Raw genomic sequence first — 16775 nt, 5'->3', positions numbered from 1 at the left:
CTTCTCCCAAAGGGAGAAGGCACTTTACACTGTTAAATATGAATACCATCAATGATTTTTTGGCTTTTGCTGGAGTATTAATTTTAATGCGCACAAAATGCCATATTAAAATACTCAAACAGGTCAGGCGTATTCAGCCAAAGTAGCGCAGACAGAGCTATGCAGATCATCAATCCTGTCCATAACCCCAGTTTCAGCCATGGCAGTGTGTTTTCAGAATCAGTCATCGACGACAGCCTTTTCATTGACAAAGAAATGAACCAGTACACCAAAAGCACTCAGGACAATGGAGCATGCCCAGATCATGTTGTAATTTCCTGTTATATCATGATTCAGACCGCCCAGCCATCCACCAAAAAATGAACCGACCTGATGGGTGAAAAATACGATTCCACTGAGCATGGTCAGATATTTAACACCAAACATATTGGCGACTATGCCATTGGTCAGAGGGACAGTAGACAGCCATAACAGCCCCATGACTGTTCCAAAAATATAAACCGACCAGGTGGTTAATGGCAATGCGAGAAAAGCAATGATCGCAATACCACGCAGCCCATACAGCCACATGAGCAGGTGAGGTTTGGAAAATTTATCCCCTAAAAAGCCTGCGCTGTAGGTTCCCACAATATTAAACAGACCGACCAAAGCCAGGAAAACTGTACCTGTGGATGCATCAAAGCCGTGATCGATCAGGTATCCTGGTAAATGAATACCCAGGAAAACCACCTGAAAACCGCAAACTAAAAAACCCAGTGCCAGCCATATAAAAGGCTTATGCGAAAAAGCAATTTTTAGAATCTGTTTAAAGCTTAAAGCAGGCTTATGACTGATCTGTTTTGAGTTTGGATCTGTATACATGGGTGCTTTCAGCATCCATGCCAGTGGTATGATCAGGGCAGCTAAAATTGCACTGATGACCAATGCAGAAGACCAGCCAAAATTTTTAATCAACAGCAGGGTGGTTGGCAGCATGATGAACTGACCGAATGAACCTGCTGCACTGGCAATACCCATTGCCATACCACGCCGTGATGGATGTGCCGCACGACCAACGGCAGAAAGCAGCACTGAAAAAGATGTTGCAGACAGCGCCATCCCAATGATCAGTCCGGCACTTAAGTCGAGTAACCATGCGGAGGAGCTGACTGACATCAGCAACAGTCCAATGGTGTACAGCACACCTCCGACAGCGACAACTATTTTGCTGCCGTATTTATCTGCCAGTGCACCAGTAAATGGCTGAACCGCTCCCCACAGTAGATTCTGCATGGCAATCGCCAGACTGAATACCTGATGGTTCCAGGAAAACTCATGGCTCATCGGAACCAGGTATAGCCCAAAACCATGTCGGATACCCAAAGACAATGCTAGAATAAAAGCACTGCCAATCAGCATATAAATAAGAGGTTTAGAAAAACGAGTATCGTCCTGTGAAGCCGTCATGATCAATCCATTGCATCTTTTATGTGAATTGTAGAAGAATAAATTTACAGATGCGACAGAATAAAACTTTGATCAACAATAAATTAAAGTTATCAGAAGTGGATTGAAAAAAAGGACGGTATAAACCGTCCTGGAGAAGGAAGAGGGGGGAAGCTATATTTATAATTATTTGATCTGCTCTCAGGTGATCAGTGACGGAAGCCAATACCGACATAGGTCAGCAAAGGATCGACATCAATGGAGGTTTCTGCATGGTTCAGGGTTTGACCTGTCGTTTTATTAATAACATCAATAGTTACATCATTACTTAATTTGGCATAAGACACAGAAGCAACTGCAAACCAGTTTTCCTTAAAGTCATAAGTAAAACCCGCTGTGACAATTGGTGCAAATGCATCATCAGCTTTCAGTTTTACTTTCAGATCTGCTGATGATGTTTTATGATCGAGTGCAGCTCCAGCTTTTCCATCCAGCAGGTTCTGTACCATGTGTGCGGAAGCAAGCAGATCATTTTTCACACCTTTATCCATTTTTACTTCACTGAAATAGGCATACATAAAGCCTGCACCGATATAGGGGCGGAATTTATTGACACCGGTTTTACCAAACTGATAGTGCATTTCAAATGCCGGTGTCCAGGCACGGGCAGTGGAAACAACATCATATGAATCGAGGTCGGTGATCAGAATGTCATTTTTTAAAGGCATTTTACCCAGACCCAAAAATGCTGAAGTTCCACTTGGAAGAGCTGTGCCTGTCATTGGGGCAATAATTTTACCTTTACCTTTAATATCGACTTTAGGAGGAAAGCCCCCTTTCATTTCAATTGCGACATTATCTGTAAAATGATATTTGGACATGATTCCAAGCGTATCAATATCATCCGGTTCCAGTCCTGAACCCTGAGCTGTCCAACCTGACAGTCCATTAATAATGGATTCCCCACTGAGGTTCGCTGGTAGAACTCCATCTTTAATCAGAGTTAAAAACTCACCAGTTTTTACAATGCTCTCAAATTTCTAGTACTGTTTTTCTCCCTCAGGTGTAGAGCGATCTATGGACTTTCTGACGGATTCCAGACTAGCTTCACCCACCGCAACTTTTGAACCCTCAGCAATAGGAGTGGTAATCTGATACGGATTGGCTTTGCCCTGAGACATGACATGCAGCCAGCCGACGGAAGTTGAAAAGCGTTTAAAACCATTTCCCTCTTTCAGGCTGAACCATGGTGAATCAGCATGACTGAGTACAGGTGTTAAACATGACCCTGTTGCGGCAACGCATAATAGTAACTTTTTCATCAATGGAACTCCGTGTCCTGATATTTTTTTTATTAATGAGTAATCTCATGCGGTTCATTAAAACAAAGTGAATCAGTTGGAATAAGGGGACGAAAAAGATGAAAAAGGGGGGTGAACAGGACTTTTTACATTTTATATACATGATTTGAAATAAGAAAAGCGACCTGAGTCGCTTTGAAGTTGATGGGGAATGTCTAAAAACGCATACCGATGCCTGCATAGGCGAGAATTGGATTGATCTCGATTTCTGTTTTGGCATTGATCAGTTTTCCGTGTTTTTCATCGCTGATGTTGATGGTTGCATCAGCACTTAACTGTGTATAGGAAACAGAACCCACAGCAAACCAGCGATCATTGAAGTCGTAGGTGAAACCTGCTGTAACAACGGGTGCAAATGCATCGTCCGCTTCAAGCATTACTTTAGGATTGCCACTGCTTGGCTTTCCATCCAGTGCGGCACCTGCTTTATTTTCTTTCATGTTGATTAACATGTGACCAGCATTGATCAGGTCACTTTCAATTCCTTTATTGATTTCCAGTTCATTGAAGTAGGCATACATTAAGCCTACCCCGACGTATGGCCGGAATTTATTGACACCTGTTTTTCCAAAGTGATACTGAAATTCGAAGGCTGGTGTCCATGCACGGGCTGTAGCGGCTGTGTCATGAGCATTGAGGTCTGTAATGGCAATATCTTTTTTAAGGGGTAAGTCACCAATAATTGAACCAATACCTTGAGGTGTAGCTGTACCTGTCAGTGGTGCATAAATTTGCCCTTTTCCTTTAATATCGACTTTGGGAGGTAGACCTGCTTTAACTTCAAAAGAGATGTTGTCTGTAAAGAAATAGTTCGACATGATACCAAGGGTAGCAACATCGTCTGCTTCCAATCCTGTGCCTTCAGCTTCCCAGCTGGATAGTCCATTGATCGTTGCATCTCCAGCGACACTTCCTTTCAGATACTTATCACCATTCTCTGTATAAGAAATCAGATTAGTAATGGAATCTAAAGCTACAGCGGTTTTTAACAGCCCTTTTTTTAAAGTTGCATTGGGCTGGCTTTCATCAATTGCATCCATGACAGAATCAACTTTGACATCTCCAACCTTGGTTTTTTCGCCCTCTGCAACAGAGGTGTTAATCTGAAAAGGTTGAGCTTTGCCTGTAGGTTTTACATATAAAGCACCCACAGAGACTGAAAAGCGTTTAAAACCATCCCCATCTTTTAAGCTGAAATATGGCGAATCTGCATGACTCAGTGCAGGCAGACTCATCAGTGATGAAGTGGCTATACACATCAGTGTTTTATTCATTTCTGGGACTCCATGTCCATTCATTGATATTCTTCTTTGAATATTGATTATTAAAATGAATAAGATAATGATTTGTGTATAAAAAGTTATAAAAAGGTCAGGAGAGGTTATTTATAAAGCTAATTGTTAAGACTGTATGAAGTACAACAAGGTTTTTTGTAAAGATATGAAGTTTTGTGAAAAAAAAGCGGGAGATATTCCCGCTTTTGATTTCTCGAATCTGATGATGATTAAAAACGGAAGCCAATACCGGCATAAACCAGGACAGGGTTTACCTCAATATCGGCAGTTGATTTTACCAGCTCTCCGAGTCTTTCATCTGAAACAGTAATCGTGGTTTCATTTTTTAATGGTGAGTAGGAGAGTGAACCTACGGCATACCATTTCTCACTGAAATCGTAGGTGAAACCGGCTGTTACTATAGGTGCGAAAACATCTGTTGCTTCAAGCTTTACTTTTGGATTTGCACTGCTGGTTTTTCCTTCAAGTGATGCTCCAGCTTTTCCTTCTTTAATATTGGCAATCATATGACCTGCTGCAATCAGATCCTGCTCAGTACGTTTATTGATTTCAAGTTCATTAAAATAGGCATACATCAGACCTGCACCGACATAAGGGCGGAATTTATTGACACCGGTTTTTCCAAAGTGATACTGAAATTCAAAGGCAGGTGTCCATGCTCTTGCAGAAGCAGCAGGTCCATGAGCTTCAAGGTCTGTAATGAAAATATTATTCTGTAGATTAATATTCATGAATTCCAGTGGTAGATTGCCTAACTGTGGTGTTGCGACAGCTGAAAAGGGTGCGTAAATTTTGCCTTTTCCCTGTAGGTCAACTTTCGGAGGAATTCCTGCTTTCATTTCAAATGAAAAATTGTCAGTAAAGAAGTAACTGTTCATGAGACCTAAAGTGGTCACATCATCTGCTTCCAGTCCTGTTCCCTGTGCTTCCCACCCACCCAGCCCTCCGATTTTTGCTGTTCCACTCAATGATGAAGACAGTGTTCCACCAGAAAAGAAACCTATCGTTTTAAGAGCAGCAGCCAGCGCTTTCTGGTCAACATCAGGATTGAGGTTGTTCAGAACAGTATCGACTTTAATATCACCATTTTTAGAAACAGTACCATCAGGAATGGCAGTATTGATCTGAAATGGCTGTGCTTTGCCCTGAGGCATAACGTGCAAAACACCAGCGGACACAGAAAAACGTTTAAAGCCTTTGGCTTCCATGCTGAAGTATTTTGATAAATCTGCGGCTTGTGTAACTCCAGACAGCGTGGTTAAGCCTGTAGCAACACATAACAATGCGGTTTTGTTCATCCTGAATTCCCCTGGATATTCTATTTATTTACTGCATTTCTTTTTTGTGATTCATTTTACATTTATCTAAAGAAATGAATTTATTTGAGTTATTGAAAATTAATTATATACAGTTGTCATTTTTTGTACAAATAGTTGCAGCATAAAAAATGGCTGCCGAAGCAGCCATTGATTTATGCACGAAAATATGAATATGTTATTTGTTGAAACGGCTCAGGTCTTCTTCAGGACGCGCAGTCAGGACTTCCACACCTGTCTTTGTTACAAGCAGCGTATGTTCATACTGAGCAGAAAGGCTGTGATCTTTGGTGACCACTGTCCATTTGTCTCCCAGGAGTTTGGTTTTCCAGTCCCCACCGTTGACCATCGGTTCAATAGTAAACGTCATGCCTTCTTCCAGCACCATGCCACTGTTACCCTGACCATAATGTAAAACCTGTGGTTCGTCATGGAAAACTGTGCCAATCCCGTGACCACAATACTCACGGACTACACCAAAACGTTCAGATTCCACATATTTCTGAATCGCAGCACCAATATCACCAATGGTTGAACCAGGTTTCACCGTTTCCATGCCACGATACATGGCTTCCTGAGCCACTTTGCACAGACGGTCGGCAAGAATGGACGTTTCACCACCCACGATGTACATCATGTTGGTATCGCCGTGGTAACCATCTTTAATGACAGTCACATCAATATTCAGAATATCGCCTTTTTTCAGAATTTTACTTTCTGAAGGAATCCCGTGACAGACCACGTGGTTGACAGATGTGCAGATTACATGCTGAAAAGCAGGACGACCTGGCGCCGCGCCGTAGCCTAAACAGGCAGGAATGGCTTCCTGTTTATTGACAATCCAGTCATGACAGATCGTATCCAGTTCAAGTGTTGAAACACCTGGTTTGATATGCGGTTTGATCATATCCAGCACTTCTGCCGCCAGTCGTCCCGCCACACGCATTTTTTCAATTTCATCTGGGGTTTTAATTAATCGACGTGGAGCTTCGTAAGTAGTGTTCATGATCTCTAAAAACTTTTGGAAATTTATATGTGACTATGGTATAAATAGCCGCCCATTTTATCAAATGCTTTTTCGTGAATATATTTCATGAACTTTGGTAGAGCGGGGCATTAAAAAATCCGCACATATATCGTCACATTTCTCTGGGTGCCTGAAAGGGTGGAGAATGCGGATATATGGAGGCCTAACCCAAACTTTAAGGTAAAGAAAATGGCAGATTACAACGTAAGCATGCGCGACCTTCTTCAAGCAGGCGCTCACTTCGGTCACCAGACTCGTTTCTGGAACCCAAAAATGCGTCAGTATATTTTTGGTGCGCGTAACAAAATTCACATCATTAACCTTGAGCACACTGTTCCTGCGTTAAACGATGCTCTGAACTTTGTTAACAACCTTGCAAGCAAAAAGAACAAAGTATTGTTCGTTGGTACTAAACGTGCTGCTTCTGCAATTATCCGTGAACAAGCTCAACGCGCTGGTCAGCCATATGTAGATCACCGCTGGTTGGGTGGTATGTTGACTAACTGGAAAACTCTTCGTCAGTCAATCAACCGTTTAAAAGACCTTCAGACTCAATCTACTGACGGTACTTTTGCTAAGCTTACTAAACGTGAAGCTTTAGAACGTACTCGTGAAATGGAAAAACTTGAACGTGGTCTTGGCGGTGTTAAGAACATGGGTGGTTTACCTGACGCATTGTTCATCATTGACGTTGATCACGAAGCGATTGCAATTAAAGAAGCTAAGAACCTTGGTATTCCTGTAATCGGTATCGTTGATACAAACTCTAACCCAGATAACGTAGATTTCGTTATTCCTGGTAACGATGATGCGATCCGTGCTGTAACACTTTATGCTTCTGCTATGGCTGATGCGATTATTGCTGGTAAAGAATATGCGCAAACTCAGTCTAATGCTCAGGCTAAAGGCGAAGAAGCTGCGAAAGAAGCTCCAGAAGCTTAATGCGTTTTTGACGCAGACTTGTCATTTTTGCGACATGTAACGGTGGCAAATTAAGCGTCAATCAAGCAAAACGGCTCAGATTTCAGGTTTGAGCCGTTTTTGTTCAACAGATTCATTATTCTACCGTATTTAGGAGAACAACATGACTGCAGTTACTGCGAGCATGGTAAAAGAATTACGTGACCGTACTGGTCTTGCTATGATGGAATGCAAAAAAGCATTGACAGAAGCAGGCGGTGACGTTGAATTGGCGATTGATAATCTTCGTAAATCAGGTCAGGCTAAAGCTGCTAAAAAAGCAGGTAACATTGCTGCTGACGGCGCGATCACAATCGCTCAGGAAGGCAACAAAGCTATTCTTCTTGAAGTGAACTGTCAGACTGACTTCGTTGCTAAAGACGAAAACTTTGCTGGTTTCTCTGCACAGGTTGCTGCTGCTGCACTTGCTGCAAACGAAATTGATGCTGCTAAAATTGCAGAACTTAAACTTGCTGATGGCCACACTGTTGAAGAAGCGCGTATTGCACTTGTTCAAAAAATCGGTGAAAACATTCAGGTTCGTCGTGCTGCAATCGTTGAAGGTGAAAACCTTGCTGTTTACAAACACGGTTTAAAAATTGGTGTTGTTGTTTCTTACACAGGTTCTGCTGAAACTGGTAAAGGTATTGCAATGCACGTTGCTGCGTTCAATCCAGTTGCTGTTACAGCTGAAGGCGTTTCTGCTGAACTTGTTGCTAAAGAGAAAGAAATTGCTGAAGCTAAAGCAATTGAATCTGGCAAACCAGCAAACATCGTTGAAAAAATGGTATCTGGTTCAGTTGAAAAATATCTGAACGAAGTTGTTCTTGAGCGTCAAATGTACGTAATCGACAACGACAAGAAAGTTGCTGACGTTCTTAAAGCAACCGCAACAAATGTTGCTCAGTTCGTTCGCTTCGAAGTAGGTGAAGGTATTGAGAAAAAAGCAGAAATGAGCTTCGCTGATGAAGTTGCTGCTGCTCAGGCTGCTGCTGCACAATAATTTTACTGTTTCAGTGAAATTGAAAAACCCCTCTTTTAGAGGGGTTTTTTGTATGAAAATTAAAAAACCATACGGACAAATGTGACTGAGCTTCTATAATGCTCAATATAAAATTGATATTGTATCTGTAGTTATGGCAAATAAAACACATCTGGGTATTGGTGCAACGATTGCACTGCTGGTGGCTGCTTATTTCGGTATTGATCTGAATCAGCCGACAGATCAGTCAGAACAGCATTCATCCCAGGACAGTCGTACTGAGACGAAGCAGCTGGAACAGGTGCAGACTGAACAACGAACAGAGCAGCAGAATAAAAAAGATCAGGATCAGCAAACACAGCATCAGTATCAACAGAACAGCAGTCAGAACCGTCATGGCTCACAGGTCATTCAACAGTCTTTTCAGCGAAAACTCAGCAATGTACAGGTGCAGTCGGTAGGAACAGTCAAAGCTGTTTTACGTGATGATAATGAAGGTTCAAGACATCAGAAGTTTATTTTAAAACTGGATAATGGCTTAACTGTGCTGGTTGCACATAATATTGATCTGGCTCCGCGTATTGAAAACTTGAATGAAGGCGATACAGTCGAATTTTTTGGTGAATATGAATACAGTCATCAGGGTGGGGTGATTCACTGGACGCATCATGATCCTCAGAACCGCCATGAAGATGGCTGGCTGAAGCATAATGGCCGAACCTATCAGTAAATATTGGGTGGCTGATTCAGATCACTTGATTTTTCAGAGCGCAATTTTGTTCTATACAGATTCTGTTTTTCCCGTCATGATTTATTTCAGTGTGCTGAACCGTTTGAAGCAAAGGCAGATATGAGCGTTCCGTTTGAACAGGTGGATTTCCTGCATTTACAGGAACTGGGTGGTCTGGAGCTGCTTAAAGCACAGTACCGGCAGAAACAGTTTTCAAGGCATGTACATGAAGGTTACTGTATAGGCATTATTGAAGATGGCGCACAAAGTTTCTTTCGTTCAGGTGCTTTGCACACTGCACCCAAAGGCGACATTATTCTGGTCAATGCTGATGAAATTCACACGGGTTCTTCGGCAGTGGAAACGGGCTGGAAATATCGTGCAATTTATCCTACACCTGAAATGTTGCTGGATATCAGTCAGGATTTTTTCACTCATAAAAATACTGTGCCGTGGTTTCCAGATGCGGTCATCCATGATGTTGGGCTTTCACAACAGTTGAGCCTGTTGTTTGATTTATTTGAACAAAAAGATAATGCTCTGCTGAAGGAAAGCATGTATCTGTCCACACTTGCAGTCTTAATTCACCGTCATGCAAGAGCAAAACCCAGTCCCAAAATTTTAGCTGAGGCTCAGCGAAAAATTGAAATGGTCAAAGAGCTGATACGGAATTTTCCTGAGCGGAATTTCAGTCTGACCGAGCTTGCTGAATATGTTTCACTGAGTCCCTGGCACTTTTTAAGAGAATTTAAAAAGCATACAGGTTTACCACCCCATGCATGGCTGATCCAGGTGCGCTTGCACAAAGCCCAGAAACTGCTGAAACAGGGGCAGGGAATTGCTTTGACTGCACAGCATCTGGGATTTTCAGATCAGAGTCATTTCAACCGTCATTTTAAAAAAGCAGTAGGCGTAACGCCATCGCAATATCTGACACATCTGAATCCTCATGCCCTGAAAGCCTGATAAAAGCCAATATTTTTAAGCGGCTATATCAAAACAGCAATTTTGTACAAGCGGAAAAAAAATGGATGATGCAGACTGAAGCTCTTTCAGTGTAACAATCGAGTGCATCATTGTTGATATGACCGATCATACTTCTTATTCATCAAATTTATCTTCTCCTGAGCACCAGCCATTTAAAGCATTCAGACAGGGTGCACTGGATATTTTACCCTTATCCATAGCTGTTTTGCCGTGGGGAATTCTGGCAGGTTCCATGGCGGTCAATGCTGGACTGAGTTTTGCTCAGTCATTTGCCATGTCCTCGGTTATTTTTGCAGGGGCGGCTCAGCTGGTCAGTTTAGGTCTGGTCATGTCAGATGCTTCTGCGATCACAATCATCATCACGATTTTCTTTTTAACCACTCAGCATCTGATTTATGCACTGAGTTTTCGTTCAGATGTGCAGCACTTTCCCTTAGGAAAGCGACTGGGCATCGGTTTTCTGCTTACGGATGAACTCTTTGCTGTGGGAATGGCTAAAAGTCAGCCACGGACTTTTGCCTATCTGTTTGGGGCAGGACTGTGCTTTTATCTGAGCTGGTGTCTGTTCAGTCTGATGGGGATTGTACTGGCAAATGCTATTCCTGATCTGGAAAGTCTGCACCTGGATTTTTCTATTGTTGCCGTGTTCATTCTGATTATTGTGCCATTAATTAAAAATGTTGCCACGGTCGTCGGGGTTGTGGTGACACTGATCAGTTGTCTGATTTTTAAATATTTACAGATGGACTCGGGCACAGTGCTCGCAGGTTTGACAGGTATGGCAAGTGCTGCACTGACTGCGAAACTGCTCAATAAAAATAACTCAGCTCAGACACAACCTAAAGTTATAAAGGAAAAACAGCCGACAGAAGAGCAGGAACAATGAGCTGGTTTTTATTGCTGACACTTGCACTGATTGTCTTTGCGAACCGTTATTTTTTTTTGGAACCTAAGGTTGCCATCCGTTTACCACATGTTTTTGAACAGATGTTGAAATATTCTGCCCCCTGTTTACTGACAGCGATCTGCGCTCCGATTGTATTTTTTAATGAAGGACAGTTCAGACAGATTCCACTGGATCCTTATTTTATTGCTGCTGTCTGTACTATTATTTTTGCTTTGTTCATCCGCAAAATTTTATGGAGTCTGGCATTCAGTCTGTTGTGTTTTTATACGCTGAATTTTGCATTATCCTGAGCAGAATTGAATTGAAATAAACTCACAAAAGGGCAGAATGTCATGAAAATCTGCCCTTGCTGTTTATTTGCGTTAAAACGCTTCTTTCTGGCGTGTTTTCCAGTTAGGTAGTACTTTGGCTAAATATGCATCCATACACCATACAGGACCAATCAGGAGGAACTGAAGGTCTTTAAAGAATGATGGCTTTTTCCCTTCAACTTTGTGACCATAAAACTGTCCGATCCATGCCACGACAAACAGCCCCAGATAAAATCCTTTTCCAACCGGTAGGATGATGATCAGCCATGCCATAACAAAAAGCAGAGCCGCCATTGCAACGGCAAGTACAATATCCATACGGGCATAAAATACCAGGGTCAGAACAATGATCAGTGCGGTGAGCATGGCATTGAACTGGGCAATAATTCCAATAATTGAAAACAGAATTGCTGGGACACAGACCCAATGAATCACTTTGTTGGTCGGATTTTGGTGACTTTCGCTGTACTCATCAAACCATTCGGTGACAGTTTTCATTGTGGCTCTCCATGCAGATGGCTGTTATTTTCTTTGTTTGATGAAATATAAAGCAGAAATCAGTCCTGGTCAAAATTTAAGTCTTATACAGTAAGGTATTTCAGTTCATTATTCTAAAAAATTAAACTGATTTTTAAAGGGAAAGAAATTGAGAACAATCCTTGCCTGAGCCTGATGTTCGGGCAATAAATGTACAGTAATATTCTGATAATTGGTGATTTCATTATCTGAATACAGTGCGATGCCATGTGATTTTGCAGGATAAGCCGGGTTTTTAAAGCTGAATAAAACTTTGTGTGGATTTGCCCGGACAATATTCAGATATTTATGCCGATCCACATAGCCACCAAATTCATTTTCCACACTTTCTTTTAAAACCTCAGGAAAGTACAGGCTTGCATAAGGCATACCACAGCCGACACAGGCAGATGAATTATAAATTTCAATTGCTTCTTTGCGGTCAGGGCTCATGAGTAATGCTGAAGCAACGCCTGAGGGTCCCATATCGGCTTCGATCACTTGCCATGAAACGGGTGCGAGTATGGCTCCAATATTGGGGAAAATAACAATTTTAAAATGACCGACAGATTGAGCCGGCAAAGTAAAATCATAGCGACAGGGCTGCTGGTCTGTGCAGGGCTTATATGTACGGTAATATTTTGGAATGTCATTCAAAGGGTTAAGTATGGCAATGCCTTCGACAGGAATCTGTACATTGTTTTTAAAATGAGCCGTTCCTATCCGCTCGGTTTTAAAACTTCGTTGCTGATAGCTTTGTGCATTGAAAGCGGGGAACGATGGTTCAAACACTTTCACCTCTGCCTGAACAGCTGTTATGAAAAACAGCGGGCTCAGCCAAAGGACAGCAGTCTGTCTGTAAGATTTCAGCATGATCGATTCTCAATGCCGGAGTACAGATTTACACGCTTATTCATTACTGCTGTAAATCTGTCTGCCTTCTTTGAAAGTGGAGAGAATTTTAATATTTTTAATTTGTGTCGGTGGGACTTTCAGTGGATTCTGATTCAGAATCACCAGGTCGGCGAGTTTGCCTTTTTCCAGTGTCCCTTTGTCTTTTTCTTCAAAATACTGATAAGCCGCCCAGTCGGTGACCGATTTTAAAGCAATATAAGGACTGACTTTCTGATCTGCTCCCAGTACATCCCCTGAGCGGGTTACACGGTTGACTGTGGCATCAATCACCATCATGTTTTTAGGTGGGATCACAGGTGCATCGTGATGCTGAGTAAAGATCATATTGCGTTTTAAAGCTGACCCAGTTGGTGAAATACGGTTGGCACGTTCGGAGCCGAGAGTTTCATGCTTATGCCAGTCACCCCAGTAATAGGTGTGCAGCGAAAAAAATGATGGGATCAGTTTCAGGGTTTTAGCTTTATCCAGCTGATCTTCACGCATGGTCTGTGCATGGATAATGACATTACGGCGGTCGGAATTGCCATATTTATTCGATGCCTGCTCAATTGTTTTTAAATACTGATCAATCGCAGCATCTCCATTGGCATGAGCAAGGATCTGCCAGTTGTTCTTAAATGCAGTGTCGATGGCACTCTGAACAATCTTCTGGTCAGGATAAGCAGGGTAGCCACGGTAGTTTTTATTCTGACCGGCAGGTGGAACGACATAAGGCTGAGTCAGCCAGGCTGTTTTGCCCTGAGGTGAGCCATCCAGGCTGATTTTGACCCCACCGATTCTGAAATGTTTCTGATACTGCTTCGATGAAGCATTTTTCAGCATGTAGTCCATTTCATTCATCAGGTCGGGGTAGACCACAACATCAATATCAAGCTGTCCAATCTGAGCGAAGCTACGCCACAGTTCAGAGGTACCTGCATCGGCACGACCTTCCTGAACAGTGGTATATCCATTGGCAATATAGGTTTTCAGTGCAGTTTTTGCCATATTCTGCATGGTTTCAGGTGGCACAGCTTTAAACGCAGTTGCCATTGCAGAAAATACAGCTGCTTCTTCCAGTACTCCATCGGGTTCTCTGGAATCCTTTTTACGACGGATTACACCGCCAACAGGGTCAGGAGTGCTGCTGTTGATTTTGAGCAGTTCAAGGGCTTTGTGATTGACTGAAGCCAGATGTCCAGACTGATGAAGCACAATAATCGGATGTGTGGTTGAGACTTTATCCAGGTCATCAGCAGTTGGCTGTCTTTTTTCCAGCAGCTGGGCATCATCATGACCATTACCAATAATCCAGCCACCTGTCTGTGCTATAAATTTCTGGTTTGACTGTTGCCAGGTGGACAGAGCCTGAAGCAATGAAGGGATATCGGTCACTGTGCCATCAGGTGTGGAATACAGGTTTGCAACGGTCTGCTGTAAACCGACACTGTTCAGATGACTGTGTGCATCAATAAACCCAGGTAATAATGTGTGACCCTGTAAGTTAAGCTGTAGGGTTTGCGCACTGGCAAGTTTTTGAGCAGAGTTGTAATCGCCTACAAACAGAATCCGTCCATTTTCGATGAAAACAGCTTCTGCATTTTCAGGAGTCATGCCTTTCATGGTCAGAATATCACCGCCATAAATCAGCAATGAGTTTTCAGCTGAATGTGGTGACTGAGCATCAGTTTTTTGAGTATGGGGCTTTGATGGTGAACTGACGCAGGCGCTGAGGGAGAGTACGGTCATGGATGCAAGCAGTATGAAACGCTTTTTATATCTGAAACTTGAGTTTTCTGATTCTGTTTGCATACTGTTCCCCTGGATTCGTTCATTCTGAATGTTCAGTATTGTCTTTTGAACTTAGCAGACTCAGAGGACGATGTATAGTTTTTGAAATATTGTACTGAAATGATTAAGTGCTTGAACGGATCACCTTTGCTTCTCTGTTCTGTGAATCTACGGATCTGATGATTCATGGAATAATTTGCAATGCAGTCTGTGATCTGCAGGTGATGCTTTTATAGATAACGTCAAAGAGACAGAATGGCAGGTATAAAAAAAGCCACTGGAATGTGGCTTTAGTGTCAAATGCAGTGCTATGAATTAAGAGTTTGGTCCATCAACTCGTTCAATGCTGACTTTCGCAGTCCCTGCATTGGTAATTCCAAGCTGTTTAGCAGCACCATAGGAGAGGTCTAGTACGCGGTTACCATGGAATGGACCACGGTCGTTGACTTTTACAACAACGCTTTTACCGTTGTTTTTGTTAGTCACACGAATATAACAGTTCAATGGCAGGCTACGGTGAGCAGCAGTTAATGCATTCATATCGAATGTATCACCACTTGCCGTTTTGCGACCATGGAACTGACGACCATACCATGAAGCCATACCTGTCTGGCTGAACTTACGAACAGTATTGGACGCCACAGTATTTAACTTTTCAATCACTGAAGGCTCGTCTTCAGGGATTTCAATTTTCGCTGCGATTGTTTCGCGGCGGATCTTATCACCAGAACGCTCAGTGATTGAAAGGCTGCTTAGGTTAGAGAAGTGGTTGTTGAAGCTCTGAGCTTCTTTGTTCAGAACACGCGCTGCAAGGCGCGAATTGTCGCCATCATTATTCAATGATGAAGACTGAATCATTTCGGCTTGCGACTGACTTAAAGCAAAAGTCGTGGCAATAGCCATTAAATACTTAATTGAAGACTGCATCGTAATAAACTCCAGTTAGCCTGTTCGCAAATATTCCACTTAAGTGGCTGAAATACATGAAAACACGCTTGTTATTTCACTTTTGCAACTACATTTGACGAAATGGATAATATTCATGCTGTACAAAGTCTGTCTACTCTTTAATTAAAATTAAGTGAAAAAAAACAGAAAGAGAACAAAATATGGTTAAAAAATAATCAATATTGTAACAAAATATTTAAATAGTGCAATTTGTGAACTATTTGACAGTTTTTTTTGTTGACTTTATACGTATTTAGGAAAACTGGTCTTATCGACCAGCTATTTCAGTGCCTAACTGCCACACTGCTGTGGCATACATTCTACTCTTGTTATACGTCGTAATCACTTGAAAATTAGGATAAGTGATGTAATAAGCAGCAGCATAATTTTCCTGTAGCTGAATGACATTCACCATATCCAGATCATCAATTTGAACGACAGGGTTAACTGGGGAAATGCCCTGGTTTTTGAGCACACCATAAGGTGTTGGCAGTTCAAGATCTTTTGCAATCACTGTTGATGGATCAGAACCTGTGTAACGGGCTGCAAAACCAATAGGTTGATTGCGCTGCCAGCCATATCCTGCAAGATAATTGGCAATAGATCCGATGGCATCCTCAGCAGAGTTCCGTAGATCAATATGACCATTGTTATCATAATCTACACCGAACTTTGTGATATTGCTGGGCATGAACTGAGGGTAGCCAATCGCACCTGCATAAGAACCACTGACAGAATTTACAGGAACACCATCTTTATATGTCCATGCAATCAGGGCAGCAAGTTCGTCCTGGAAATACTGCGCACGGCGTTCATAACCGAATCCCAGGGTTGCTAGGGCGTCACGGGTCACGAAATTGCCTTTATTTGCTCCGAAACCTGTTTCTACGCCCAGAATCCCCAGAATGATGGATTGCGGTACACCAAACTGCTGTTCAGCACGGTTCAGCACATCGGCATACTGGTTTTTGAATCTGACACCGCGCTGTATGGTGCTTTCAGCCATAAAGTTAGTTTTATACTCATACCAGGGCTTACTTTCACCAGGGCGGTTCATAATACTGATGATATTTGGGATGTTTTTAGAACCATTCATTGCCCAGTCCACCTGTTCAGCACTCAGCCCATAAGTCTGCATGGTTTTCTGTTTAAAACCGGCATAACCCGGGTGATTCTGGAAATCGTTTGCCTGGCAGAAACTGGTCACAGTAAATGCGCTAATCAATAATGAAATACGTTTCAGTTTTTTATATAAATCGGTGTTCAGCATAAGTCCTAAATTTCCAGGTTCATTATCTGTGAGTATGAGTGGGGCATGGCGACAT

General features: G+C 42.3%; 16 protein-coding genes and 1 pseudogene. 6 read left to right on the top strand and 11 right to left on the bottom strand.

The genetic code is table 11. The features are described from left to right. Positions 1-83 precede the first annotated feature (83 nt). The 6 genes and pseudogenes from CDG61_RS17495 to map all read right to left on the bottom strand — a co-directional run bounded on the left by CDG61_RS17495 (position 84) and on the right by map (position 6403). A complete protein-coding gene (locus CDG61_RS17495; protein ID WP_171405604.1) occupies positions 84-227 on the bottom strand; it encodes a hypothetical protein in 144 nt (47 codons plus the stop codon). Further along, entirely contained in the window at positions 220-1446 is a 1227-nt protein-coding gene (locus tag CDG61_RS11790; protein ID WP_087549303.1) for an MFS transporter, read from the bottom strand. Before CDG61_RS11790 ends, CDG61_RS17495 begins: the two co-directional genes overlap by 8 nt. A 188-nt stretch (positions 1447-1634) precedes the next feature. After that, positions 1635-2747, bottom strand: a pseudogene (locus CDG61_RS11785) (OmpW/AlkL family protein). A 194-nt stretch (positions 2748-2941) separates the two neighbouring features. Next, the gene (locus tag CDG61_RS11780; RefSeq protein WP_087549632.1) at positions 2942-4060 is read right to left on the bottom strand and encodes an OmpW/AlkL family protein; all 1119 of its coding nucleotides are present in this window, start codon (positions 4058-4060) and stop codon (positions 2942-2944) included. A gap of 230 nt (positions 4061-4290) precedes the next feature. Beyond that, positions 4291-5379, bottom strand: coding sequence for an OmpW/AlkL family protein (locus CDG61_RS11775; protein ID WP_087549302.1), 1089 nt, complete (start codon positions 5377-5379; stop codon positions 4291-4293). 196 nt (positions 5380-5575) lie between these two features. Continuing rightward, positions 5576-6403, bottom strand: a complete 828-nt coding sequence (gene map / locus CDG61_RS11770) for a type I methionyl aminopeptidase (RefSeq protein ID WP_087511798.1) — start codon at positions 6401-6403, stop codon at positions 5576-5578. 210 nt (positions 6404-6613) lie between these two features. Between map and rpsB the strand changes: the two genes are divergently transcribed. The 6 genes from rpsB to CDG61_RS11740 all read left to right on the top strand — a co-directional run bounded on the left by rpsB (position 6614) and on the right by CDG61_RS11740 (position 11280). Then, positions 6614-7366: a 30S ribosomal protein S2 gene (gene rpsB, locus CDG61_RS11765; RefSeq protein WP_087511797.1), complete on the top strand. Its 753-nt coding sequence runs from the start codon at positions 6614-6616 to the stop codon at positions 7364-7366. A gap of 142 nt (positions 7367-7508) precedes the next feature. Beyond that, positions 7509-8387, top strand: coding sequence for a translation elongation factor Ts (gene tsf, locus CDG61_RS11760; RefSeq protein ID WP_087511796.1), 879 nt, complete (start codon positions 7509-7511; stop codon positions 8385-8387). 133 nt (positions 8388-8520) lie between these two features. After that, positions 8521-9096 (top strand): DUF3465 domain-containing protein, encoded by a 576-nt coding sequence (locus CDG61_RS11755; RefSeq protein ID WP_087549301.1) that lies wholly within the window; start codon positions 8521-8523, stop codon positions 9094-9096. 120 nt (positions 9097-9216) lie between these two features. Continuing rightward, positions 9217-10062: an AraC family transcriptional regulator gene (locus CDG61_RS11750; protein ID WP_087549300.1), complete on the top strand. Its 846-nt coding sequence runs from the start codon at positions 9217-9219 to the stop codon at positions 10060-10062. Positions 10063-10180: 118 nt separating this feature from the next. Further along, entirely contained in the window at positions 10181-10969 is a 789-nt protein-coding gene (locus tag CDG61_RS11745) for an AzlC family ABC transporter permease (protein ID WP_087549299.1), read from the top strand. Beyond that, positions 10966-11280, top strand: a complete 315-nt coding sequence (locus CDG61_RS11740; protein WP_087549298.1) for an AzlD domain-containing protein — start codon at positions 10966-10968, stop codon at positions 11278-11280. Before CDG61_RS11745 ends, CDG61_RS11740 begins: the two co-directional genes overlap by 4 nt. A 72-nt stretch (positions 11281-11352) precedes the next feature. On the opposite strand, the gene CDG61_RS11735 is transcribed toward CDG61_RS11740, so the two are convergent. From CDG61_RS11735 to mltB, 5 genes are all read right to left on the bottom strand, one after another. After that, positions 11353-11799 (bottom strand): DUF962 domain-containing protein, encoded by a 447-nt coding sequence (locus CDG61_RS11735; protein WP_087549297.1) that lies wholly within the window; start codon positions 11797-11799, stop codon positions 11353-11355. 108 nt (positions 11800-11907) lie between these two features. Further along, positions 11908-12690, bottom strand: coding sequence for a DUF4850 domain-containing protein (locus CDG61_RS11730; RefSeq protein ID WP_087549296.1), 783 nt, complete (start codon positions 12688-12690; stop codon positions 11908-11910). A gap of 36 nt (positions 12691-12726) precedes the next feature. Then, positions 12727-14460, bottom strand: a complete 1734-nt coding sequence (locus tag CDG61_RS11725; RefSeq protein ID WP_416240713.1) for an amidohydrolase — start codon at positions 14458-14460, stop codon at positions 12727-12729. 357 nt (positions 14461-14817) lie between these two features. Beyond that, entirely contained in the window at positions 14818-15429 is a 612-nt protein-coding gene (locus CDG61_RS11720; RefSeq protein ID WP_087511789.1) for a septal ring lytic transglycosylase RlpA family protein, read from the bottom strand. 289 nt (positions 15430-15718) lie between these two features. Then, positions 15719-16720, bottom strand: a complete 1002-nt coding sequence (gene mltB / locus CDG61_RS11715) for a lytic murein transglycosylase B (RefSeq protein ID WP_087549294.1) — start codon at positions 16718-16720, stop codon at positions 15719-15721. Between the last annotated feature and the right edge of the window lie 55 nt (positions 16721-16775).

This window comes from Acinetobacter sp. WCHAc010052, assembly GCF_002165295.2.
Taxonomy (GTDB): Bacteria; Pseudomonadota; Gammaproteobacteria; order Pseudomonadales; family Moraxellaceae; genus Acinetobacter; species Acinetobacter chinensis.
Note: the sequence above shows the minus strand (reverse complement) of the source record. Positions and strands in the feature narration are given on the sequence as shown.